The organism is Burkholderia sp. HI2761, assembly GCF_002223355.1.
Lineage (GTDB): Bacteria > Pseudomonadota > Gammaproteobacteria > Burkholderiales > Burkholderiaceae > Burkholderia.
The window spans coordinates 52,072-73,633 of sequence record NZ_NKFN01000008.1 but is presented as its reverse complement, the minus strand read 5'-3'; the positions used below and the strand labels follow the sequence as shown (position 1 = coordinate 73,633).

The following is a 21,562-nucleotide window of genomic DNA, read 5'->3' as shown; positions in this document are numbered from 1 at the left end:
GTGCTTGCACGCGAGGATGCCGTAAGCGAAACCCGTTCACTTTCTTGTCGAGGAATCGTCTCATGCGTACATTCAACCGTTCATCCCTGCGCCGTTGCGCCGCCTGCGCACTGCTGACGGCGTGCGCGTCGGCGCTGCCCGCGGCCGGACAGTTGCGCCCGCCCAATCCGGTCAGCGCACCCGATACGTCCACCCAGGCGTTCAAGCGCGCCGACCGAAAAATGATGGAGGCGATGGAGAGCGCGCCGTACACGGGCGACGCCGACCGCGATTTCGTCGCGCACATGGCGCCGCATCACCAGGGTGCGATCGACATGGCGCAGGTCGAGCTCAAGTACGGCAAGGACCCGACGCTGCGGCAGCTCGCGAGCCGGATCGTCGCGGCGCAGCGCGACGAAATCGCGCTGATGGAGCGCTGGCAGAAGGAGCACGGCAAGACGCCGTGAACCGCGATGCGATACGGCGATACGCAGCGGGCCCTACCGGTAGCGCCGCATCCGGCAAGCGACGATATCGGACACGTGCCGATGCAATCGCCGCGAATATGGGCAGGCGAGACAGGAGGCGCGATGCATGGACGATGAACGCGACGCGGCAAGCCGCTCGATCGACAGCGTGGCCGACTACATGGCCGTGATCGGTGCGCAGCGCCGGACGATGGCGCTGCGGCTCTTTCGCGGCCAGTGCAACGCCGGCTGGCCGCTCGTGCCGGGCATCGCGCGGCAGTGCGCGTCGCCCGACGTCGAAGCGCGGATGCTCGACGAATTCACGCGGCGCGCGCTGCCGCATCTCGAACCCGGGCAGAACCTCGATGCGTGCGACTGGCTCGCGCTCGCGCAGCAGCACGGGATGCGCACGCGCCTGCTCGACTGGTCCGGCAACGCGCTGGCCGCGCTGTGGTTCGCGGTCAGGCGCGCGGGCGAATCGGGTGGAGACGGCGTGGTGTGGTGCCTGTCGCACGACGCCGACGACATCGCCACCGCCGCCGAACGGCGCGCCCCGCTGCAGGTCGCGCGCACCAAAGTGTTCCGGCCGCGCCACGTGATGCCGAGGATCACCGCGCAGGACGGCTGGTTCACGATTCACTGTTACGACGCCGGCGCCGAGCGTTTCGTGCCGCTCGACGAGGATGCGGACCTCGCCGGCCGTCTCATGCGCATCGTCGTGCCGGGCGCCCGGTTCGCGACGATCCGGCAGGAGCTGGCCGGGGTTGGCGTGAGCGTCGCGACGATCTTTCCGGATCTCGACGGCATCGCCCAGTTGACCGACACGCGCTATTTCCCGGACGACGAGGACACGCACGCGCCGCGGTGAGGCCGCGCTGCACGGGCGTGGGGGCCGGGCACGCACGATGCTCCCCTCGACGGCGCGCAGATGGGACCGAACCCCAGCGGCCAGCTTGCGTCCGGTTCGCGGCGGGTGGCGACGCGGTTCATGCGCATTCCAACAAACCATCGAATCCGGAGGCTTTCATGCGCGAACCCAACGAACCACCGAACGAGCGTCGCGACACGGCGTGCGAGCCCGGCGCCGGCTCCCGCCCGGCCGGGCACGGCGTCACCCGCGCATTCGAACGTTTTGCGTCGAGCGTGACCACCTGGGCCGGCTCGCCGGTGGCGTTCGGCAGCGCGGTCGCCATCACCGTGCTGTGGCTCGTGAGCGGGCCGGTGTTTCATTACTCCGACGCGTGGCAGCTCGTCATCAATACCGGCACCACGATCATCACGTTCCTGATGGTGTTCCTGCTGCAACGTAACCAGAACCGCGACAGCGTGGCGTTGCACCTGAAGCTCGACGAACTGCTCGCGGTCACGCGCGCGGCGAGCGACCGGCTGATCGGGATCGAGGATGCGTCGGAGGAAGAATTGCGCGCGCTGGCGCAGACCTACGTCGAAATGGCGCAGCGCGCGGCCGAACGCGGCGAGGACGAACCGGGCGCCAGGCGCGCGGAAACGGCCGACACGCCCGAAGCCTGATCCTCCTGTCTGCCGATCTTCCGGTCGAGCGATGCGCGGCCCGATGATTTTTCAAACGCTTGTCGTTTCCGGCGCCGCATTACCGCGCGACGGCTTGCGCGCGACGCTCGCACCGGGGAACGGCACGTGCTGCATACCGAAACGAAGCCCGGCTGTCCCGGGTATTGCCTACGGTGCCTCCATGAACTCCAGAACCCCTTCGAATCCGTTGCTGAATCTTGCGGTGGCCATTGCCTGCGGGGCGGCCGCGATGTACTTCCTCGATCCTTCGTCCGGCCGGCGGCGACGCGCTTATCTGCGCGACAAGGCGGTTGCGGGCCGGCACGGCGTCGCCGATTATGCGAATACGCAGGCGAAGCGGGCGGCCGACCATGCGCGTGGCGCGATCGCCGGCTTGCGGGCGGACTGGCTCGCGGGCGATGCGAGCGACGTGCAGGTCGCCGAACGCGTCCGTGCGGCGCTCGGCCGGCTCGTCGCTCGCCCGCGCGACATCGACGTGAGCGTCGAGCGCGGCGACGTGTGCCTGACCGGACAGGTCGAGGAGGCCGAACGGCAGGCATTGATCGACGGCGTCGCCGCCCTGCATGGCGTGCATCACGTCGAGGACGCGATGGGCGCGCGCAGCGAATACAAGGCGCCGCCCGGCGGTCGTTCTCACTGACGCGGCCGCGGTTGCCCGCCCCGGCGGGGGGCGGTGAACGAGTACGACACGCATTCGGCGCACGCACCGCTGCCGGCCGACGGCAGCCTGGCGCCCCAACCGGAGCAAGCCCATGACCGAACGCCAGTCCCCCGACACGACACCTCCGCATCCGGAGCCCGGCGCACACGACGCGCTCGAACACCTGCTGGGCAGTCTGCATCGGCACGGCTTCCTGCGCTTCGCGAACGAGGTGGTCAGCGCGAACGCGCGGCTGGCCGACACGTTCGTCGATGCGCTCGACAAGCCCGGCATGCAGAGCGGCATGCAGAATCTCGCGATGCTGGTGACGGCGCTGTCGCGCATTCCGCCGGAACAGTTCGGCCGCGCCGCGTTCGCGGCGGCCGACGCGCTGCATCACGTAGGCGCATGGCAGCCGGCGCAGCACGAGCACGTCGCGCCCGGCGTGCGCGGCGTCTACCGGCTGCTGCACGACGAGGCGTTGTGGGATGCGCTGACGCCGTTGCTGGAAGGACTGAAGGTTTTCGCGCAAGGGCTCGCGCGCGATCCGCAGCCGCCGATTGCCGGCCTCAACGAGACGACGAAAGACGCGTGACCGGCGCCGGCTGCAGGCCGCACGCGGCGCTCAGGTCCGCGAACTGGCGAATGATGCGCTGTGTCGGCGCGCTCGCCGGCCAGTGCGGCACCGCGTCGATTCGAACCCAGCGGCACAGCGCGATCTCCCGGCCCGGGCACGCGTGGGCGCCGCGCGGCAGGCTCGCGACGAATACGTGATGGCGTTTCACGCTGCCGTCCACGTAGAAGAAATACGCGAGGTCGAGATCGGCGAGCCCCGTTTCCTCCCGAAGTTCGCGATGCGCGGCGTCGAGCGCCGATTCCCCCCGGCGAATCACGCCGCCCGGTAGCGTCCAGCGCGACGACGGTCCGCGGGCGACGAGCAGCACGCGCTGGTTGCGATGGCAGACGATCGTTGCGCGTTCCTTCGCCAGCGGCGCCAGCGGCACCGCGCGCACAGGGAAATCGGACGGGTCGGGTAGCGTCATGAAGGGCAGGCGACGGGTGATTGAAAGATCCATGCCCCCGTGCCGCAACTTGCGTTCCTGCATCGCCACCGCGCCGGGCTTCGCGCGAGCGTTTCGGAGCCGCCTGCCGGTCGTCGTCCGCGATTTTTCAACGGCTTGTCATTTCTGCCGCCGCCTGTCGCGGCCAAGCGAGCGGCGATTCCGTGCGACGCGCGGCGCTCACGCGTCGCCGTGTTCCCCGGATGGCGTGCGATGCGGCGGTGTCCCGCCGTCCGGCTCGGCCGGCTTGCCTTCGGCCGGATCGTGGGCGCTGCGCGGCGGCGGCGTGGCCGTGCCGCGGCGCTTGCCTTCGGGGCCGGGCGTGCTGTCGCCGCGATCTTCGCCGCGTGTGTCGGTGTCGAGTGAGGTCGAGCGTGTCATGGTTCGCGAGTCCTGTCGGGGCCGTCCAAGCCTGCCTGTCGCGCATCGGGCGTACCGGGTGCGGGCGAAGCACGTCGCCGGGTCCGCTGTTTGCTTGATCGCGCGCTTGAGGTCGGCGCGGGCAATGACGCGCGCCGCCACCGTCTGGAGCCTCGTTTCATGCCCGATGCGATTCTGTGCCCGTTATCCGTTCGTGAGCGATTCGGCGTCGCGCTCCGGCGCGCGTCGACGGTCGGACGGTACGGCGCCGGCGCGCCGGACGCGTTCGCGCCGGCGAGGGCCGATGTCGTACCGTCGACGCCGCTGCACGCCCGCTGGCCGACCGCCGTCGCGCGTGCGGGCGACAGCCAGTCCGGCGGCGGCGGCTCGGGCGCCGCGCCGGACCGCGGCGGCGAGCGCCCGACCGACGCGCCGGGCGGCGGTGGCGGCGACCACCATCCGCACGACGATCGCGGCGGCCGCACCGGCGGCGACGGAGAGGGCGGCAACGGCAACGGCGACGGAGAACGCAAGCGGCCCGGCAAAAAGCCGCTGATCATCCTCGGTGCGGTGGTGTTCGTGCTGCTCGTCGCCGGGCTCGTCTGGTGGTTCGCGACGCGCAACCAGGAAAGCACCGACGATGCGTACACCGACGGCAACGCGGTCGCGGTCGCGCCGCACGTGTCCGGCTACGTGACGCGGCTGGCGGTCGACGACAACACGTTCGTGCGGCGCGGCGACGTGCTCGTCGAGATCGATCCGCGCGACTACCGTGCGCAGGTCGATGCGGCGCAGGCGCAGCTCGGTCTCGCGCAGGCGCAGCTCGACGCGGCGCGCGTGCAGCTCGATATCGCGCGCGTGCAGTATCCGGCCCAGTACCGGCAAGCGCGCGCGCAGATCGAATCCGCGGAAGCCGCGTACCGGCAGGCGCTCGCCGCGCAGACGCGGCAGCGCGCGGTCGATGCGCGCGCAACGTCGCAGCAGGCGATCGACGCGGCCGACGCGCAGCGCGCGACCGCCGATGCGAACGTCGCGATGGCCCAGGCGCAGGCGCGCACCGCGAGCCTCGTGCCGCAGCAGATCCGGCAGGCCGAGACGGCCGTCGAGGAACGCCGCCAGCAGGTGCTGCAGGCGCGCGCGCAGCTCGAGACGGCCAACCTGAACCTGTCGTACTGCGAGATGCGTGCGCCGTCCGACGGCTGGGTCACGCGACGCAACGTGCAACTGGGCTCGTTCCTGCAGCCGGGCACGTCGATCTTCTCGATCGTCACGCCGCGCGTGTGGATCACCGCGAATTTCAAGGAGTCGCAGCTCGAGCGGATGCGCATCGGCAACCGCGTCGACGTGTCGGTCGACGCGTATCCCGATCTCGACCTGCACGGCCACGTCGACAGCATCCAGCTCGGCAGCGGGTCGCGCTTCTCCGCGTTCCCGACCGAGAACGCGACCGGCAACTTCGTGAAAATCGTGCAGCGCGTGCCGGTGAAGATCGTGCTCGACGGCCCGCTGCCGACCCGTCCGCCGCTCGGTCTCGGCCTGTCGGTCGAGCCGACCGTCCACCTGAAATGACCGGCCGCCGTGCCGCGGCCGGTTTCGACCGGAGCGATCCGATGCCCGATACCCGCATGCCGTCCCTGCCTCACGAGGCCCGCCGATGAACCGGCCGCCCGACCGCGGCGGCGCGTCCGGCGGCACGTGGCGTCCCGCCGCGAACCCGTGGCTCGTCGCGATCGTCGTCACGCTCGCCGCGTTCATGGAAGTGCTCGACACGACGATCGTCAACGTCGCGCTGCCGCACATCGCCGGCACGATGTCGGCGAGCTACGACGAGGCGACCTGGACGCTCACGTCGTACCTCGTCGCGAACGGCATCGTGCTGCCGATCTCGGGGTTCCTCGGGCGCCTGCTTGGCCGCAAGCGCTACTTCATGCTGTGCATCGCCGCGTTTACCGTGTGCTCGTTCCTGTGCGGCGTCGCGACCAACCTCGGCGAACTGATCGTGTTCCGCGTGCTGCAGGGGCTATTCGGCGGCGGCCTGCAGCCGAACCAGCAGTCGATCATCCTCGATACGTTTCCGCCCGAGCAGCGCAACCGCGCGTTCTCGATCTCGGCCATCGCGATCGTCGTCGCGCCGGTGCTCGGACCGACGCTCGGCGGCTGGATCACCGACCATTTCTCGTGGCGCTGGGTGTTCCTGCTCAACGTGCCGATCGGCGCGCTGACCGTGCTCGCGGTGATGCAGCTCGTCGAGGATCCGCCGTGGCGGCGCGGCGCCGAACGCGGGATCTCCATCGACTACATCGGCATCGGTCTGATCGCGATCGGGCTCGGTTGCCTGCAGGTGATGCTCGATCGCGGCGAGGACGAGGACTGGTTCGGCTCGAACTTCATCCGCGTCTTTGCCGTGCTGTCCGCGCTCGGGCTGATCGGCGCGACGCTGTGGCTGCTGCGCACGAAGAAACCGGTGGTCGACCTGTCGTGCCTGCGCGATCGCAATTTCGCGCTGGGCTGCGTGACGATCGCGACGTTCGCGGCCGTGCTGTACGGCAGCGCGGTGATCGTGCCGCAGCTCGCGCAGCAGCACCTGGGCTACACGGCGACGCTCGCGGGGCTCGTGCTGTCGCCCGGCGCGCTGCTGATCACGCTCGAGATTCCGCTCGTGAGCCGGCTGATGCCGCACGTGCAGACGCGCTATCTCGTCGGGTTCGGTTTCGTGCTGTTGTGCGGCTCGCTGATCTATTCGCGCACGCTGGTGCCCGACATCGACTACAAGCACCTCGTGATGATCCGGTGTGCGCAGTCGCTCGCGATCGGCTTCATGTTCGTGCCGATCACGACGCTCGCGTATCTGACCGTGCCGCGGCGGCTCAACGACGACGCGTCCGCGCTGTTCACGATGTTCCGCAACGTCGCGGGCTCGATCGGCATCTCGGTGTCGACCGCATTGATCCGCGAGCGCACGCAGGCGCGCATGGCCCATCTGTCCACGCACATGTCGACGCTGTCGCAGAACTTCCAGGACGCGCTGCAGGAGAACGCACGCGCGATCGGCGCGCTGACGGGCGCGCCGCCGTCGGCCGCGCTGCAGACGGCGAGCGGGCGGCTGTACGAGACATTCATCGCGCAGGCGACGATCCTCGCGTATATCGACGTGTTCGCGATCCTCGCGGTGTTCTGCGCGTTCAGCATTCCGCTGACGTTCCTGTTCACGCCGGCGAAGGCCGCGGGCGGCGCGGGAGGGCATTGACATGCGCATGCATCGGGACAACCGCAACCGCCGCCCGGTTCGCACCATCGCGTGTCGCGCGGCGACGATATTCACGGGATGCGCCATTGTCGCGAGCTGCACCGTCGGGCCCGACTACCAGCCGCCGCACGCGGACGTTCCGGACACCTGGCACGCGATGCAGGCGCAAGGCCAGGCGGCAGCCCCTGCATCCGGCGTGGCCGCACGCTCTTCGCCGACGATCGATGCCGACCCCGATCCGCGCTGGTGGCGCGCGTTCGGCGATCCGCTGCTCGATCAGCTCGTCGAGCGCGCCGCGCACGACAACCTCGACGTGCAGGCCGCCGTGCTGCGCATCGCCCAGGCACGCGCGCAGGTTCGCGCCGCCGCCGCGCAGGGTTTGCCGGACGTGCGTGCGACCGCGAGCTACCAGCGCGAACAGCTCGGCCTGAAAGGCATCGTCGAGGAGCAGGGCATCGACCAGCGCGTCGATCGTCTCGGCGCGCCGGGCTCGCCGCTCGACCGGTTCGGGCCGGGAACCGGCGCGCGCGTGCAGCAAGGCGCGCGCGGCGCGCTCGATGCCCTCGAAGCGCCGGTCAACCTGTGGCAGGCCGGGTTCGACGCATCGTGGGAACTGGACCTGTTCGGGCGCGTGCGCCGCTCGGTCGAAGCGGCCGGCGCCGAGACGAGCGCGGCGGTCGCGAGCCGCGACGACGCGCTGCTGTCGCTCGAGGCCGAAGTCGCGCAGACCTATCTGCAATTGCGCGGCGCACAAGCGCAGCGCGCGCTGGCCGACGACCTGCAACGCGCGCAGCGCGACCTGCTCGACCTGACGCGCGAGCAGGCCGCGCATGGTCTCGCGAGCGATCTCGACGTGCGCAGCGCCGACGCGCGGCTCGCGCAGATCCGCGCGCAACTGCCGCAGTTCGACCAGCAGATCGTCCTGCTGCGCAACGGCCTCGCGTATCTGGTCGGCGGCGCGCCGGGCGCGCTCGACGACTGGCTTGACGCCCCGCGCGCGCTGCCGGACGTGCCGCCGACCGTACCCGTCGGCCTGCCGTCGACGCTCGCGCGCCGGCGCCCCGACATCCGCCGCGCGGAGGCCGAGCTGCATGCGGCCACCGCCGACGTGGGCGTCGCGGTCGCGCAGTTCTATCCGGACATTTCGCTGACGGGGCAGGTCGGCCTGCGCGCGTCGCACGTGCGCGAGCTCGCGCACTGGTCGCATCTGTTCTATGCGTTCGGGCCGGCCGTGTCGCTGCCGATCTTTTCCGGCGGCGCGCTCGTGTCGAACCTGCGGCTGTCGCAGGCGCGCCAGGCCGAAGCGGCGCTCGCCTACCGGCAAGCCGTGCTCGTCGCGCTGCGCGACGTCGACAATGCGCTGGCCGTGTACCGCACCGACCAGGCGCGCGCGGCCGCGCTCGACGATGCGGTGAAGGCCGAACAGGGCGCGCTGGACCTCGCGCGCGATCGCTACCGGAAGGGGTTGTCGCCGTTCCTCGACGTGCTGGACGCCGAGCGGCAATGGTCGGAAGGCCGGCAGCAGGCCGAGCAGGGTGCGTTGCAGAAGACGACCGATCTCGTCGCGCTTTACAAGGCGCTCGGCGGCGGATGGCAGGCCGGCGCGAGCACGAATACGAGCACGAATACGAGCACGAATACGAATACGAATACGGATACCGGTACGGCTCGCCCGCAATAGCCGCGAGCGCGCGCCGCACCTCGCGGGCCGCGCGCGCGCACTGCCGCCCGTCGGCCCACGCGCGGCCTCATTCCCATCCGTGCTTGCTGAACTGATAGCCCTTGGAGCGGATGGTCTTGATCCGTTTCGGTTCGTTCGCATCGTCGCGCAGCTTGCGGCGCAGCTTCGAGATGCGGCCGTCGATCGAGCGATCGAGGCCGTCGAACGCGATGCCGCGCAGCAGCAGCGTCAGGTCTTCGCGGCTGACCACCTCGCCCGCGCGGCACACGAGGGCCCACAGCAGGTCGAATTCGGTCGACGTCAAACGCGGCATGCTGCCGTCGGGAAGATGCACGCGGCGATCGGCCCGGTCGATCGAGAACTTGCCGAACACGTATCGCTGCGGCGAATCCGGCACGGGGTCGCCCGCCGGCACGCGCGTGCGCCGCAACTGCGCCTTGATCCGCGCGAGCAGCAGGCGCGGATCGATCGGCTTGCGGAGAAAGTCGTCCGCACCGAGTTCCAGGCCGAGCAATTCGTCGAACGGCTCGTCGCGGCCCGTCACCATGATCACGATGCCGTCGTACTGCATGCGGGCCTCGCGGCAGATCTCGAAGCCGTCCTTGCCCGGCAGGTTGACGTCGAGCAGCACCAGATCGGGTCGGTTCGCGACGATCGCCGGCACCGCGCCGGCGCCGTCGAACAGCGTGTCCACCTGGTAATGATGCTTGCGCAGATACTCGGCGATCAGCGCGGACAGCGGGACGTCGTCTTCGACGAGCAGGATTCGGATGGGCATCGGTAAACGAAGAGGCAAAACGGGAAGGTGGCGAGCGGTCAGGCCCAGTCCGAACGCGTCGTAGCCGAAGCGACGTGGATGATACTGCGCAACATTCCGGCGGAATGTGACGAAATCTGGATCGTTCGGTGAACTGAGCGATGGGCAAATCGCTGCCGGAAGTAGAAAGCGCGGGCCGGGCGGCGCCGGGCCGTGTGTGACGTTGAAACGGGCCGATGCGAGCGCCGGCGCGGCGCTCGCGACGATGCGCGAGCAGGCATCCTTCAGACGAAAACGTTTGCGTCAACCGGGCGTCGCGAACCTCGCCACCACCGGCCGAACCCACGCCAGGCAAGGTTAGTCGACATATCATTACAAAATATTACCGACGTGGGCACGTTCCGCTCCCTACAATTCCCGGACCTGACTCACGCGCGTCGGATACTGCGGTGGCGTTCTGTTTCCCGGTCGCCTCGACTGCGTGCTTCTACGACACGTCGAGTCGTGCTGCGCGCGTGCGGAACCGGATGCGCGGGGTCGGCTCGACGCCGCGACGGCTGCCGACGGGCCGGCAAGCGGACAGTACGAATCATTCACGGGGAGGCGAAATGACGCCGTTGCAAGTCGTTCTGAGTCTCGAGTCGCTCACGCATGCGATCGAAGCAGCGGTGGCGCGTGCCGACTGGAGCGAGGCCGTCCGGGCTGCCGAGAGGCGTTCGGCGTTCATCGTTGCGCTCGCACCCGATCAACCGGACGAGGTCGTCTCGGCGCTGATGAAACTGCAGGAGATCGATGTCCGGATCTCCACCGCGGCGCGCGACACGCTGGAGGCGCTCATCGCGGAGGGCTGGACGGCGTTGCAGGCAACCCGCGCGGCAACGAACGCGCAGAGGGCGCGGCAGCGGTCGCTCGACACCGGTGCCGCGGCAACGCGACACTGAGATTCGTTTCCTTCGGTGGTGGTATGAAATTCAGAAAACGCGCCGGTCAGGTCGATGCGGCACGATGGTTCGCCGACGGCGACCATGAACGGGTAGAGCGCCGTCACGGCAGGTGGGCCGTCGCGACGCCGGAAGGCTGGCGGCCGGTGAAGCCGGGCGACTGGATCCTGCGCGATGAATCCGGCAACTGCTGGCCGATGGACGACGGCCTCTTCATGCATTGCTACGAACCAGTCGCCGACTGACGCGGCCGCCGGTTCGCCGCACCTAGCGACACTTGCGCGAAAACATCAACGAATCGGCGTCGTTCAAGCGGATGCGCAGCGGCTCGCCGTAACCGGCTTTCTCCGCGACCCGAATCGACGCGACATTGGTCGGCGCGATCAGGCACACGCTGCGTTCGAAGCGCTGCTGCGCGTCGAGCCAGGCGAGCGCGGCCGCGAGCGCCTCGGTCGCATAGCCGTTGCCTTGCGCCCAGGTCGCCAGCGCCCAGCCGGCTTCCGGCACGCCGCGAATCGACGGCTCGATGTTTCGATGGAAATCGGCGAAGCCGAGATCGCCGACATAGCGGCCCGACGCCTTTTCGCGGATCGCCCAGTAGCCATGGCCGAGCAGCGGCCACAGCCCGCGATACGCGAGCATGCGCATCCACGAGTCGCGCGGCGTGGACGGCTCGCCGTTGAAGATATGGGCGACGACGCCGGGTTCCGCCCACATCGCGGCGAGTGCGTCGAAGTCGCCGAGCGGATGGCCTTCGAGAATCAGGCGCGGCGTATCGAGAACGGGCGGGGACGAGACGGAGGGCATCGCGGTATCCGGATGGGAATCGGGCGGCTAGACCGTCAGCACGTCGATGCCGCGCTGGCGCAGGTCGTCGACCACGGCCGCGTCGGCGCCCGTATCGGTGATCAGCATGTCGAGCTGCTCGACGCTCGCGATCACGGACAGGTTGCGTTTCATCAGCTTCGACGAATCGGCGACCGCGATCACCTGGCGCGAGATCTTCAGCATCTGCGCGTTGAGCTGCGCTTCGAGCAGGTGCGGCGTCATCAGGCCGATCTCGGGATCGAGGCTGTCGACGCCGAGGAACAGCCGGTCCGCGTACAGCCCCTGCAGCGCGACGACGGCCTGTGGCCCGGACAGCGAATAGGAGTTCGGCCGAAGCTGCCCGCCCGGCATGATCAGGTTGATGTGCGGCGCGGCCGCGAGCAGCACCGCCACGTTCAGCGCATTGGTGATGACGTTCAGCGATTGCAGCTTCATCGCGAGGATCTGCTTCGCGATTTCCTCGGTCGTGCTGCCGGAGTCGAGCAGGATCGTTTCGCCGTCGCCGATCAGCGCGGCGGCCGCCGCCGCGATCCGCACCTTCTCCGCGTGACGGAGCTTCTGCTTGACCGCGATCGGCACCTCGTCGCTCTCGCGCAGCACCAGCGCGCCGCCGTGGGTACGCAGCACCGCGCCGGCCGCCGCGAGCGCGTTCAGGTCGCTGCGCACCGTGACGAGCGAAATGCCGAACCGCTCGGCCAGCTCCTCGACGGTCACCTTCTCCCGTTCGCGCACCAGCTCGCAGATCAGGCGGCGACGTTCTTCGACAAGCAGCGGCGCGTGATCGACGGCGGGCGGCGGAGGCACTCGGTGAGCGGGCATGTCCATTTCGGCAAGACAGGGAGCCGAAATGATATCAAAACCCCTGCCCGGGCTGGAGCGCATGCAAGGCCGGCGTGTCGAGCGGCATGCCCGCCAGCCGGGCCGCGTGGACGGCCGCGCCGACGTGCGGCCCGAGCCGCGGCGCGGTGAGCACCGCATGCGGTACACGGCGCGCGAGCGCGTCGCGCAGCGGATCGAGCACGAGCGCACCGGCGTTGAACACGCCGCCGGAATACGACACCGGCAGCGGCTCGCCGGGCGGCCAGCCGAGGGCGCGCGCGACGCCCGCCGCGAGTTGCGCGAGTTCGTCCGTCGCGCGGTCGATCAGCGCGTGCGCTTCGCGGTCGCCCGCGTGCGCCGCATCGATCACGAGCCGCGACAATTGCGCGAAGCGGCTGCGCACCGCGCCGGAATTCACGGCCGCGCACACGTCGAGATCGTGTTCCAGCGCGAAGTGCGCGCGCACGATGTCGAACAGCGGCCCGCGTGCGGCGCGGCCGTCCGCCATCCGCGAAAACGCGGCTAGCCCTTCGCGCGCGAGCCAGTAGGCCGAGCCCTCGTCGCCGAAGATCTCGCCCCAGCCGCCGCAGCGCGCGGCGCGGCCTTCGAGCTGGCCGTACGCGATCGATCCCGTGCCGGCGACGATGCTGATGCCGTCGCCGCCCGCCAGCGTGCCGGCCCAGCTGCACACCATGTCGTTGCCGATCCGGTAGCGCTCGCGCGCGAACAGCGGCGCGAGCAGGCCGTCGAGTTCGGGCAGCAGGCGGCTGTCCTCGCCGTACGCGGGCAGGCCGGCGAACGCGAACGCGACGTCGTCGCGCGCGACGTTCGCCGCGGCCAGCACCGCGCGCACGCCGTCGGCGAGCAGCGTGCGCAGCGCGTCCATGCCGATCTCGAGGTAGTAGCTGGTGGTCGTTTCATGGCGTGCCCGCACGCGGCCTTGCCGGTCGATCACCATGAACGCGGTTTTCGTGCCGCCGCCGTCGATGCCGAGAAAAAGTGGAGTCATGTGGGCTGCCCCGCATACGGATGAATGGTGACGCCGGCCACGACGCGATTGACGGTGCCGGACGCGCTCGGGTTGTCGGGCGTCAGTCCGAGCCGCAGCGAGGCGAGCAGCGCGAAACACTGCGCGAGGATCAGCGCGACGGGCGCGAGCGCGAGATCGGGCAGGCCGGGCGGCAGCGGCACCGTCAGGTCGTCGTCGGACGGCGGCAACGTGCGGGCGTCGCCCGCGCCATCGGCCGGCGCGACGCCGATCGACAGTATGCCGGCCGCGCGGTTTTCGCGCCGCAGTTCGTGCAGCAGGTCGAGGTCGTAGCGATGCGTATGCGGATCGCCGGACAGCAGCACGACGACGAGCGTCCGTTCGTCGAGAAACGTTTTCGGGCCGTGCCGGAAACCGAGCGGCGATTCGGCCATCGCGACGATCTGCCCGTCGGTGAGTTCCAGCAGCTTCAGCGCGGCTTCGCGCGCGAGCCCGAGCAGCGTGCCGCTGCCGAGATACACGACGCGCTCGGGCAATTGCCGCACGTGCGCGGCGAGCCGCGACGCCTGTTCGCGCAGCATCGTGCGCGCGGCGTCGGCCAGCGGCCCGACCGGCATGCCGGCTACGCCGAACGCCCAGGCCGCGCCGAGCAGCATGCCGCTGAAACTGGACGTCATCGCGAACGCCTGATCGTGCGTGGCCTCGGGCAACAGCACGACGTGCGCGCGCGGATGGGCGCCGAGGCGGCGGTTCAGCATGCCGTCGGCCGCGCACGTGAACGCGAGGTGGTGGCAGCCGTCGACGAGGCGATCCGCCAGCTCGACGGCCGCGACGCTTTCGGGGCTGTTGCCGGAGCGCGCGAACGAGACCAGCAGCGTCGGCATGCCCGGCTCTAGCGTATCGGCGGGGTTCGCGACGATGTCGGTGGTGGCCACCGCTTCGACGCGGCCGCCGAAGCGGTGCCGCAGCGCGGGCACGAGGCACTGTCCGATGAACGCCGAGCTGCCGGCGCCGGTCAGGACGATGCGCAGCCGGGGATCGGCGAGCAGCGGCGCGAGAAACGCGTCGAGCGCCGTGCGCTGCGCGTCGACGACGGCATGCACGTCGGGCCAGACGTCGGGTTGCTGGGCGATTTCGCGTGCCGTGTGAGCGGCGTGGCGGCGGGTGAGGTCGGCGGGATCGAGGTCGAGAAATTCCATGAGCGGATCTGAGGAGAGTCGGTCACGCGGCACACGCGTGGAGATACGGACGGACGGCCGCGGCCGTACCGTCTTGCAACAGGGCGCCGGCGCGCAGCGCGAGCCGTCCTTCGCGGATGGCCTCGTACTGGCGCGGCAGATGCTGGCTGACCAGCGTGAGCGGCGGCGGCGACGCATCGAGGCGCGCGAGCAGGTCGGCGCACGCGCGCTGCACGGCGGGATGCGTCCAGTAATAGCGGATGCGGTCGCTCAGGCTGTACGCGAGGTCGAGTTCGAGTTGCGCGCCGCCCGGGTAGTAATCGCGCCAGTGCGCCGGTTCGCTGCGCATCACGCCGAGCACGGTCGCGATGAAACCGTCGTCGCCGCCGAGCCATTCGCGCTCGATCGCCGCGAGCGCCCACAGCGTTTCGCGCATCGCGAAGGTCACGCCGGGGCCAACCTTCAGGATCGCGAAGTGATCGCGTACGAGCTGCGCGAGGTTGTCGGGCGTCTGGTAATCGGTCGAATGCGCTTCGAACACGAGCGCGGGTTCCTTGGCGATGAATGCGCTCAGTTCACGCGCGTTGCCGGCGTCGTAGTCGATCACCTTGTGATGATCGAACTCGACACCCGGCTGCACGACCATCGCGATCACGCGCGCCCACGCATCGTCCAGGCCGGCGCGCGCGAACGCGTCGCGGTGCAGCGCGAGTGTCGAACCGGCTGCTTCGGGCGCGGTGACCGCCAGCGCGTCGAGCGTCTCGTGCGCACCGCCGGGCACCGGGACCTCGGTGCCGATTACATAGACGGGCGCGTCGCCGCGCGGCGAACCGGCCGCCCACGCGGCCTCGGCGGCGCGGCACAGGCGCACCGCACGCGCGGCGATCTCGGCTTCGGGCAACGGCGACGGATCGTCCGCGCACGACATCGAGCAGTCGAGATGCAGCTTGCGGAAGCCGGCCGCCACGTACTGCGCGACCATCGTCTCGGCCTTGTCCATCGCATGCGCGGCCGGCAGCCGGCGCCAGGCGTTCGGGCCGAGGTGGTCGCCGCCGAGCAGAATCGCATCGGGGCTCACCTGTTCGCGCGCGGCGATGTCGAATACGTGGCGGCGAAAGTCGTGCGGCGTCATGCCCGTGTAGCCGCCGTCCTGGTTGACCTGGTTGCAGGTCGCTTCGATCAGCGCGGGGCGTTCGCGCGCCGCGCATTCGCGCAGCGCGGCGGCGATCGCGACCGGATGCGCGGAGCACACGGACGGGATGCCGATCGCGGGCGTGCCGGGCGGCGCGTGACGAGACGACTGCTTGTGACGTCGGACGAGATCGAGCAGGTGGTTCATGCCGATTCCCCCGCCGCGTCGGTCGCCCCGGCGCCTTCCGGCTGCAGCGCGAGCAGCAGCGCGGCCAGCAGCGCCAGCGCGATGCCCGTCAGCTTGCTGCCGGTCGGCGTCGTACCGGTGACGGCCATCGAGATCACCGACGTCAGCAGCGGCGCGCCCGCGTTGACGAGCGGCGACACGACGATCGCCTTGCCGAAGCGGAACGCATAGACGAGCGTCAGCGCGCCGATCGCATTCAGCACCTGGATCACGGCGGCGAGGCCCGGGCCGTTGATCCCGTAGTTGATCGTGCGGCCGAAGTCGGTCATCCACAGCGCGAACGGCACGCAGAGCAGGCCCGTGAGCGCCATGTAGAAGAAGATCGATTCCGCGTCCATCGTCGCGTTCGCGATCTTGATGAAATACGCCTGCAGCCCCCATGCCACGAGCACCAGCAGCGCGAGCGCGAACCACAGCCCGAACCGCGCGGGCCCCTGGCCCGACTGGAAATCGAACAGCGGCAGCGAGCACAGCGCGAGCACGATGCCGGCCACGCCGAGCTTGCCCGTCCGTTCGCGCAGCAGCAGGAACGACAGCGCGATCGTCAGTGCCGGCGACAGCGACACGATCGGGAACACGAGATACGGCGGCCCCGATTCGACCGCGCGGAACAGCAGCATCTGACCGCCCGCGCCGAGCAGCCCGATGGCGAGCCCGAGCGCCAGCGAACGGCCGTCGTGCCGCACGCGCCAGCCGGCGCGTCCGAGCGCGACCAGCGCCGGCGGAATCATCGTGAACGCCCAGACCACGTAGATCAGCGTATCGGGGAAGCCATGCTCGGCGGGCAAGCCGGTGAATGCGCCCCACACGCCCCATAGCAGGGTGGTGACGAGCGCGTGAACGAGCCAGTTGTTTTGCATCGGTCGCGTCTTTCCAAGTGAGTTCTGATCCGTCGAATACTTTCGTTTGATGCCGTGCAAGGCGGAATCGGTCGCATTCGGCGGGCGGGCCCGACGACGTTTCATCGGAAAACGCCAGAATCATCCGTCGGGAGCCGCCAATCTACGGCCTTTCGTTTTCTTTCGTTATTAGTGTAAACCACAAACGAAAGAAAACGAAAGATCGACTAGATTGCCGATCTGCGCAAGGCGGATGTGTCGGCGCACGGCCCTTCTTCACGAGGAATTCGGTATGAACGCTTGCTTTTCCTTTCGATTTCCACTGCCTGTCCGGCTCGTCGGCAGGCCGGCGCGCCGCGTGCCGCTGCGTCGCGAGGTGCGCCCATGACCACCCGGCGCGCGTTCGTGCAGTGGCTGGCCGCCGGTGCGGCGAGCCCGATTCTGGTCGGTGTCGGCGTGCGCGATGCGCGCGGCGGCGAGCCGCAGCGCGTCGCGCTGCGTGACGACCGGCTCGTGATCGAGTTCGATCCGGCGATGCGCAGCCGGCTGGCCGTGCGTCGCGGCGGCGGCACGCGTGCGCTGACCCGCTTCGATGCGAGCGAGACGCTCGAACAGCTGGTCGGCCCGGCGCCGGCGCCGACCCCGGACGGCCCCGCGCCCGACACGCGGCCGGTGCGCACGATCGACCGCTTCGCGCTCGTCGACGCCGCGCATGCCGACGTCTCCACCGTATTCGGCGCGGGGCGGCAACTGCGGCTGGTGGGCCGGTCGGCGAACGGCTTCGAGAAGACGGTGCGCGTCACGTTGCTCGAAGCGCGGCCGGGCGTCGCGCTGATCGACACGCAGTTCCGCAACGTCGGCACGCAGGCGACCGACGTCCGCGCATGGAACGTCGCCGCGCACCGGCTGCTGCCGGCCGCGGCCGGCGCGGGCGGCTACTGGACCTATTCCGGCGCGAGCCACGCGGATCGGCGCGACTGGGTGCAGCCGGTGAAGACCGGCTTCGACCAGCGCAATTTCATGGGCATGAACGCGTCGGACTATGGCGGCGGCACGCCGGTCGTCGATGTGTGGCGGCGCGATCAGGGCATCGCGCTCGGGCATCTCGACACCGTGCCGCGCCTCGTATCGCTGCCGGTGAAGGCGGTGCGCGACGAAGTCTCGCTCGGCCTGCGCGGCGAGAAGACGATCACGCTCGCGCCGGGCGCGACGCTCGATACGCCGACCGCATTCGTGATGCTGCACGACGGCGATTATTTCGTCGCGCTCGACACGTATCGGCAGATGATGGGCGCGCAGGGTTTCCATTCGCCGCAGCCGCCGGCGAGCGCGTACGAGCCGATCTGGTGTGCGTGGGGCTACGAGCGCCAGTTCAGTCTCGACTACGTGCGTGCGACGTTGCCGAAGGTGCAGGCGCTCGGCTTCAAGTGGGCGGTGCTCGACGACGGCTGGCAACGGCGTACCGGCGACTGGGTGCCGGACCGCGCGAAATTCCCGGCCGGCGACGCGGACATGAAGGCGCTCGTCGACGACATCCATGCCAGCGGGCAGAAGGCACGGCTGTGGATCGCGCCGCTCGCCGTCGCGCCGGGCAGCGACGAACTGCACGACCACACCGACATGCTGCTGCTCGACGCGGACGGCGCACCGCAGGCGATCACCTGGTGGAACAGCTTCTATCTGTGCCCGGCCTACGAAAAGACGCAGGCGCACGTCGCCGCACTCATGAAGAAGGTGATCGGCGAGTGGGGCTTCGACGGCGTGAAGATCGACGGCCAGCACCTGAACGGCGTCGCGCCGTGCTACAACCCCGCGCACCGGCATGCGCGGCCGGAGGATTCGGTCGAGCATCTCGCCGATTTCTACCGCGTGTTTCATGCCGCCGCGCATGCGGTCAAGCCGGACGCGGTCGTCGAAGTGTGCCCGTGCGGCACCGCATACGCGTTCCACAACATGCGCTACATCGATCAGGCGCCTGCATCCGATCCGCTGTCGAGCTGGCAGGTGCGCCACAAGGGCAAGACGTTGAAGGCGTTGATGGGCGCGTCGTCCGCGTATGCGGGCGACCACGTCGAACTGAGCGACGGCGGCCGCGATTTCGCGTCGGCGGTGGGCGTCGGCGCGGTCATCTCGACGAAGTTCACGTGGCCCGTCGATCCGAAGCCGAAGGATTCGTTCCTGCTGACGCCCGAGCACGAGCAGGTGTGGCGGCACTGGGTCGAGGTCTACGACGCGCACCGGCTCGCCGAGGGCCGCTATCGCGGCGAGCTGTACGACATCGCGTTCGACAAGCCCGAGGCACACGTCGTGGAAAAGGACGGCGTGCTGCATTACGCGTTCTACGCCGACCGCTGGAGCGGCCCGGTCGCCCTGCGCGGCCTGCAGCCCGGCCGGTCGTACCGGATCGTCGACTACGCGAACGGCAATCGCGAGGTCGGCCGCATCGCGCCGGGGCACGACGCGATCGCATTGCGCTTCGAGCATGCGGCGCTGCTGCGCGCCGAGCCGCTCGACGCGTGAGTGTCGCCTCGCAACACCGCGTACCACCGCCCGGCGCGCGTCTCGTCGCGCCTCACCGGGCAACCGGCAGTTCCGCAACGCGCAGTTCCATTCGTCATTCCGATCCCTCCACTGGAGATGCTTCGATGAAAAAAATTGCACGCAACCTTTCCGGTGTCGCGGCGCTCGCGCTGTGCGCCTCGATCCTGCAGGCCTGCGGCGACGGGTCGTCCGACCCGCTGTCGGCCAAGGCCTTTGCCGCACCGCCGCCGGCCGTGGCGGCGCCCGCGCGCGCCGCGTCGCACTGGACGCCGGTGGTTGCCGATACGTGGCAATGGCAGCTCAAGGGCAAGCTCAATACGTCGTACGACGTGGCCATCTACGATATCGACCTGTTCGATACCGATCCGGCGACGATCGCGGCGCTCAAGCAGGCCGGGCGCAAGGTCGTCTGTTATTTCTCGGCGGGGAGTTCGGAGAACTGGCGGCCCGATTTCTCGAAGTTCAAGGCGTCCGACCAGGGCAACAAGCTCGACGAGTGGGAAGGCGAGCGCTGGCTCGACATCCGTTCGAGCAACGTGCGCGACATCATGACGGCGCGTCTCGACCGCGCGGTGGAGAAGGGGTGCGACGGCGTCGAGCCCGACAACGTCGACGGCTATGCGAACGACACCGGTTTCCCGTTGCAGGACACCGATCAGTACGCGTTCAACGTGTTCATCGCGAACGAGGCGCACAAGCGCAATCTGGCGGTCGGGCTGAAGAACGACGTCGACCAGCTCGTGGCGCTCGAACCGTCGTTCGACTTCGCGGTGAACGAAGAGTGCAACGAGCAGAAGGAGTGCGACGGCTACACGGTATTCACCTCGAAGAACAAGCCGGTGCTGAACGCCGAGTATGCGGGCAAATACCGGACGCCGAGCGGGCAGCGCACGCTGTGCAATGCGGCGCGCGCGCTCAACATGCGCACGCTCGTGCTGGCGAAGAAGCTCGACGACAGCTACCGGTTCAGCTGCGACGCCTCCTGATCGAACCGCGCCCGTCGTGACGGGCGAACCCGTGTAACCGATGTCCGCGCGCGCACGCTCTGGGTCCGGGCGTGCGCGCCGCGAGTATCGCGATATCGCGAGCGGGTGCGCCATGCACGGCCGATGCCGCATCGATGTATGTCCAAATCGATTCGCACTACTTATCCATAAATACGATGAAAAATTGCATGCTGATTGCAGGCGCCGCCGTGGCGACCGCGTTGTCCGTCGCCGCGCGCGCGGAGGGTTCGGTCACGCTGTACGGCACGATCGACACGGGTATCGCGTATCTGAACCACGCGGAAGGCGGGAAGTCGCGCGTATCGATGTCGTCAGGCGCGTTGTCGGCGAACGAATGGGGATTGACCGGCAGCGAGGAACTCGGCGGCGGAATGAACGCGATCTTCACGCTCGAGAACAATTTCGACGTCGGGACCGGCCAGCTCGACGGCGGCCGGCTGTTCGGCTCGAAGGCGTTCGTCGGCATCGCGTCCGGTACGTGGGGCACGCTGACGCTCGGCCGGCAGAACGACCCGGTGACGGATCTCGTGCAGCCGATCACGGCCGATGCGTTCAGCGGGCTCTTCGCGCCGCCCGGCGACGTCGACAACTACGACAGCAGCGTGACGTTCAGCAACGCGGTCAAATGGACGAGCGCGGTGTGGCACGGCGTGACGGTTGCGGCGATGGTGTCGCCCGGCGGCGTGGCCGGCGCATCGGGGTCGGGGCTCGCGTATGCCGGCGCGCTCGGCTATGCGGACGGTCCGTTGAGCGCGGGGGCCGGCTACGTGCACGTCGACAACGGCAACGCGATCCGTTCGACGCGCGGCGTATCGTCGGCCGATTCGTTCTTCAACAGCGCGGTGAACCGCGCGTATGCGTCGGCGCGGTCGATCGAAATCGCGCGCGCCGGTGCGCAGTACGCGATCGGCAACGTGACGGTCGGCGCGGCGTTCAGCTTCAGCGAATACCGGCCCGACGCGTCATCGACGTTCGTGCATGCGCAGCGCTACCGGAACGGTTCCGCATTTGCGCAATGGCAGGCGCTGCCGTCGTTGCTGACGATCGTCGGCTACAACTTCACGTGGTCGGGCGGCGATTCGTCCGCGCGCTATCACCAGGTCAACGTCGGCGTCGACTATCTGCTGAGCAAGCGCACCGATCTCTACACGACGGTCGGCTACCAGCACGCGAACGGCTTCAACGGAACCGGGCCGGCCCAGGCCGTGATCGGGTCGTACAACGTCGATGCCGGCACGAATTCGCAGTTGCTCGCGATCGTCGGCATCCGGCACCGGTTCTGAGCCGGATGCTGGCGCGC

Annotated in this window: 22 protein-coding genes; 13 read left to right on the top strand and 9 right to left on the bottom strand. The window is 69.3% G+C overall.

The genetic code is table 11. From position 1 onward, the window contains the following. Window positions 1-62: 62 nt before the first annotated feature. The 5 genes from copM to CFB46_RS30290 all read left to right on the top strand — a co-directional run bounded on the left by copM (window position 63) and on the right by CFB46_RS30290 (window position 3,232). Window positions 63-446 (top strand): CopM family metallochaperone, encoded by a 384-nt coding sequence (gene copM / locus CFB46_RS30310; protein WP_034185502.1) that lies wholly within the window; start codon window positions 63-65, stop codon window positions 444-446. A 127-nt stretch (window positions 447-573) separates the two neighbouring features. Further along, window positions 574-1,314: an FRG domain-containing protein gene (locus CFB46_RS30305; protein ID WP_027785948.1), complete on the top strand. Its 741-nt coding sequence runs from the start codon at window positions 574-576 to the stop codon at window positions 1,312-1,314. A 158-nt stretch (window positions 1,315-1,472) separates the two neighbouring features. Continuing rightward, complete coding sequence (locus CFB46_RS30300) at window positions 1,473-1,976, top strand: low affinity iron permease family protein (RefSeq protein ID WP_027785947.1); 504 nt, start codon at window positions 1,473-1,475, stop codon at window positions 1,974-1,976. 181 nt (window positions 1,977-2,157) lie between these two features. Further along, the gene (locus CFB46_RS30295) at window positions 2,158-2,637 is read left to right on the top strand and encodes a BON domain-containing protein (RefSeq protein ID WP_027785946.1); all 480 of its coding nucleotides are present in this window, start codon (window positions 2,158-2,160) and stop codon (window positions 2,635-2,637) included. 112 nt (window positions 2,638-2,749) lie between these two features. Continuing rightward, on the top strand, window positions 2,750-3,232 hold the full coding sequence (locus tag CFB46_RS30290; RefSeq protein WP_027785945.1) for a hypothetical protein: 483 nt from the start codon (window positions 2,750-2,752) through the stop codon (window positions 3,230-3,232). On the opposite strand, the gene CFB46_RS30285 is transcribed toward CFB46_RS30290, so the two are convergent. Next, entirely contained in the window at window positions 3,207-3,713 is a 507-nt protein-coding gene (locus tag CFB46_RS30285; RefSeq protein ID WP_034185501.1) for an NUDIX hydrolase, read from the bottom strand. The genes CFB46_RS30290 and CFB46_RS30285 overlap by 26 nt on opposite strands. 165 nt (window positions 3,714-3,878) lie before the next feature. After that, on the bottom strand, window positions 3,879-4,079 hold the full coding sequence (locus CFB46_RS30280) for a hypothetical protein (protein ID WP_027785943.1): 201 nt from the start codon (window positions 4,077-4,079) through the stop codon (window positions 3,879-3,881). Window positions 4,080-4,238: 159 nt separating this feature from the next. On the opposite strand from CFB46_RS30280, the gene CFB46_RS30275 reads away from it, so the two are divergent. The 3 genes from CFB46_RS30275 (at window position 4,239) to CFB46_RS30265 (ending at window position 8,986) form a co-directional block, all read left to right on the top strand. Then, window positions 4,239-5,627 (top strand): HlyD family secretion protein, encoded by a 1,389-nt coding sequence (locus tag CFB46_RS30275; RefSeq protein ID WP_027785942.1) that lies wholly within the window; start codon window positions 4,239-4,241, stop codon window positions 5,625-5,627. An 85-nt stretch (window positions 5,628-5,712) separates the two neighbouring features. Then, window positions 5,713-7,305 (top strand): DHA2 family efflux MFS transporter permease subunit, encoded by a 1,593-nt coding sequence (locus CFB46_RS30270; RefSeq protein WP_027785941.1) that lies wholly within the window; start codon window positions 5,713-5,715, stop codon window positions 7,303-7,305. 1 nt (window position 7,306) lies between these two features. Continuing rightward, the gene (locus CFB46_RS30265; protein WP_227789679.1) at window positions 7,307-8,986 is read left to right on the top strand and encodes an efflux transporter outer membrane subunit; all 1,680 of its coding nucleotides are present in this window, start codon (window positions 7,307-7,309) and stop codon (window positions 8,984-8,986) included. Window positions 8,987-9,053: 67 nt separating this feature from the next. Here the strand turns inward: CFB46_RS30265 and CFB46_RS30260 are convergent, their stop codons facing one another. Then, window positions 9,054-9,764, bottom strand: coding sequence for a response regulator (locus CFB46_RS30260; RefSeq protein WP_027785940.1), 711 nt, complete (start codon window positions 9,762-9,764; stop codon window positions 9,054-9,056). A gap of 587 nt (window positions 9,765-10,351) precedes the next feature. On the opposite strand from CFB46_RS30260, the gene CFB46_RS30255 reads away from it, so the two are divergent. Continuing rightward, a complete protein-coding gene (locus CFB46_RS30255; protein ID WP_027785939.1) occupies window positions 10,352-10,684 on the top strand; it encodes a hypothetical protein in 333 nt (110 codons plus the stop codon). 23 nt (window positions 10,685-10,707) lie between these two features. Then, window positions 10,708-10,929: a hypothetical protein gene (locus CFB46_RS30250; protein ID WP_089502423.1), complete on the top strand. Its 222-nt coding sequence runs from the start codon at window positions 10,708-10,710 to the stop codon at window positions 10,927-10,929. Between the two features lie 22 nt (window positions 10,930-10,951). Here CFB46_RS30250 and CFB46_RS30245 read toward each other — a convergent pair whose 3' ends face one another. Genes CFB46_RS30245 through CFB46_RS30220 form a run of 6 tightly spaced genes read right to left on the bottom strand, consistent with a single transcriptional unit; the run spans window position 10,952 to window position 16,735 of the window. Then, window positions 10,952-11,491, bottom strand: coding sequence for a GNAT family N-acetyltransferase (locus tag CFB46_RS30245; protein ID WP_027785937.1), 540 nt, complete (start codon window positions 11,489-11,491; stop codon window positions 10,952-10,954). Window positions 11,492-11,518: 27 nt separating this feature from the next. Continuing rightward, window positions 11,519-12,331, bottom strand: a complete 813-nt coding sequence (locus CFB46_RS30240; protein ID WP_227789678.1) for a DeoR/GlpR family DNA-binding transcription regulator — start codon at window positions 12,329-12,331, stop codon at window positions 11,519-11,521. A gap of 34 nt (window positions 12,332-12,365) precedes the next feature. After that, window positions 12,366-13,340 (bottom strand): N-acetylglucosamine kinase, encoded by a 975-nt coding sequence (locus CFB46_RS30235; protein ID WP_027785935.1) that lies wholly within the window; start codon window positions 13,338-13,340, stop codon window positions 12,366-12,368. Beyond that, window positions 13,337-14,518: an SIS domain-containing protein gene (locus CFB46_RS30230; RefSeq protein ID WP_027785934.1), complete on the bottom strand. Its 1,182-nt coding sequence runs from the start codon at window positions 14,516-14,518 to the stop codon at window positions 13,337-13,339. The genes CFB46_RS30235 and CFB46_RS30230 overlap by 4 nt, the downstream gene beginning before the upstream one ends. 22 nt (window positions 14,519-14,540) lie before the next feature. Continuing rightward, complete coding sequence (locus CFB46_RS30225; RefSeq protein WP_027785933.1) at window positions 14,541-15,836, bottom strand: D-tagatose-bisphosphate aldolase, class II, non-catalytic subunit; 1,296 nt, start codon at window positions 15,834-15,836, stop codon at window positions 14,541-14,543. Beyond that, window positions 15,833-16,735 carry a DMT family transporter gene (locus tag CFB46_RS30220; protein ID WP_027785932.1) on the bottom strand — a complete coding sequence of 301 codons (903 nt, stop codon included), beginning with the start codon at window positions 16,733-16,735 and terminating at the stop codon, window positions 15,833-15,835. Before CFB46_RS30220 ends, CFB46_RS30225 begins: the two co-directional genes overlap by 4 nt. Before the next feature lie 363 nt (window positions 16,736-17,098). Between CFB46_RS30220 and CFB46_RS30215 the strand changes: the two genes are divergently transcribed. From CFB46_RS30215 to CFB46_RS30205, 3 genes are all read left to right on the top strand, one after another. After that, window positions 17,099-19,234, top strand: a complete 2,136-nt coding sequence (locus CFB46_RS30215) for a glycoside hydrolase family 36 protein (protein WP_027785931.1) — start codon at window positions 17,099-17,101, stop codon at window positions 19,232-19,234. 125 nt (window positions 19,235-19,359) lie between these two features. Beyond that, on the top strand, window positions 19,360-20,241 hold the full coding sequence (locus CFB46_RS30210) for an endo alpha-1,4 polygalactosaminidase (protein WP_027785930.1): 882 nt from the start codon (window positions 19,360-19,362) through the stop codon (window positions 20,239-20,241). A 176-nt stretch (window positions 20,242-20,417) separates the two neighbouring features. After that, a complete protein-coding gene (locus CFB46_RS30205; protein WP_089502422.1) occupies window positions 20,418-21,545 on the top strand; it encodes a porin in 1,128 nt (375 codons plus the stop codon). The last annotated feature ends 17 nt before the right edge of the window (window positions 21,546-21,562 follow it).

Excerpts from the sequence above, each read along its gene's own strand:
- copM (WP_034185502.1), top strand. The coding sequence starts at position 63 with ATGCGTACATTCAACCGTTCATCCCTGCGCCGTTGCGCCGCCTGCGCA.
- CFB46_RS30305 (WP_027785948.1), top strand. The coding sequence starts at position 574 with ATGGACGATGAACGCGACGCGGCAAGCCGCTCGATCGACAGCGTGGCC.
- CFB46_RS30300 (WP_027785947.1), top strand. The coding sequence starts at position 1,473 with ATGCGCGAACCCAACGAACCACCGAACGAGCGTCGCGACACGGCGTGC.
- CFB46_RS30295 (WP_027785946.1), top strand. The coding sequence starts at position 2,158 with ATGAACTCCAGAACCCCTTCGAATCCGTTGCTGAATCTTGCGGTGGCC.
- CFB46_RS30290 (WP_027785945.1), top strand. The coding sequence starts at position 2,750 with ATGACCGAACGCCAGTCCCCCGACACGACACCTCCGCATCCGGAGCCC.
- CFB46_RS30285 (WP_034185501.1), bottom strand. The coding sequence starts at position 3,713 with ATGGATCTTTCAATCACCCGTCGCCTGCCCTTCATGACGCTACCCGAC.
- CFB46_RS30280 (WP_027785943.1), bottom strand. The coding sequence starts at position 4,079 with ATGACACGCTCGACCTCACTCGACACCGACACACGCGGCGAAGATCGC.
- CFB46_RS30275 (WP_027785942.1), top strand. The coding sequence starts at position 4,239 with ATGCCCGATGCGATTCTGTGCCCGTTATCCGTTCGTGAGCGATTCGGC.
- CFB46_RS30270 (WP_027785941.1), top strand. The coding sequence starts at position 5,713 with ATGAACCGGCCGCCCGACCGCGGCGGCGCGTCCGGCGGCACGTGGCGT.
- CFB46_RS30265 (WP_227789679.1), top strand. The coding sequence starts at position 7,307 with ATGCGCATGCATCGGGACAACCGCAACCGCCGCCCGGTTCGCACCATC.
- CFB46_RS30260 (WP_027785940.1), bottom strand. The coding sequence starts at position 9,764 with ATGCCCATCCGAATCCTGCTCGTCGAAGACGACGTCCCGCTGTCCGCG.
- CFB46_RS30255 (WP_027785939.1), top strand. The coding sequence starts at position 10,352 with ATGACGCCGTTGCAAGTCGTTCTGAGTCTCGAGTCGCTCACGCATGCG.
- CFB46_RS30250 (WP_089502423.1), top strand. The coding sequence starts at position 10,708 with ATGAAATTCAGAAAACGCGCCGGTCAGGTCGATGCGGCACGATGGTTC.
- CFB46_RS30245 (WP_027785937.1), bottom strand. The coding sequence starts at position 11,491 with ATGCCCTCCGTCTCGTCCCCGCCCGTTCTCGATACGCCGCGCCTGATT.
- CFB46_RS30240 (WP_227789678.1), bottom strand. The coding sequence starts at position 12,331 with ATGCCCGCTCACCGAGTGCCTCCGCCGCCCGCCGTCGATCACGCGCCG.
- CFB46_RS30235 (WP_027785935.1), bottom strand. The coding sequence starts at position 13,340 with ATGACTCCACTTTTTCTCGGCATCGACGGCGGCGGCACGAAAACCGCG.
- CFB46_RS30230 (WP_027785934.1), bottom strand. The coding sequence starts at position 14,518 with ATGGAATTTCTCGACCTCGATCCCGCCGACCTCACCCGCCGCCACGCC.
- CFB46_RS30225 (WP_027785933.1), bottom strand. The coding sequence starts at position 15,836 with ATGAACCACCTGCTCGATCTCGTCCGACGTCACAAGCAGTCGTCTCGT.
- CFB46_RS30220 (WP_027785932.1), bottom strand. The coding sequence starts at position 16,735 with ATGCAAAACAACTGGCTCGTTCACGCGCTCGTCACCACCCTGCTATGG.
- CFB46_RS30215 (WP_027785931.1), top strand. The coding sequence starts at position 17,099 with ATGACCACCCGGCGCGCGTTCGTGCAGTGGCTGGCCGCCGGTGCGGCG.
- CFB46_RS30210 (WP_027785930.1), top strand. The coding sequence starts at position 19,360 with ATGAAAAAAATTGCACGCAACCTTTCCGGTGTCGCGGCGCTCGCGCTG.
- CFB46_RS30205 (WP_089502422.1), top strand. The coding sequence starts at position 20,418 with ATGAAAAATTGCATGCTGATTGCAGGCGCCGCCGTGGCGACCGCGTTG.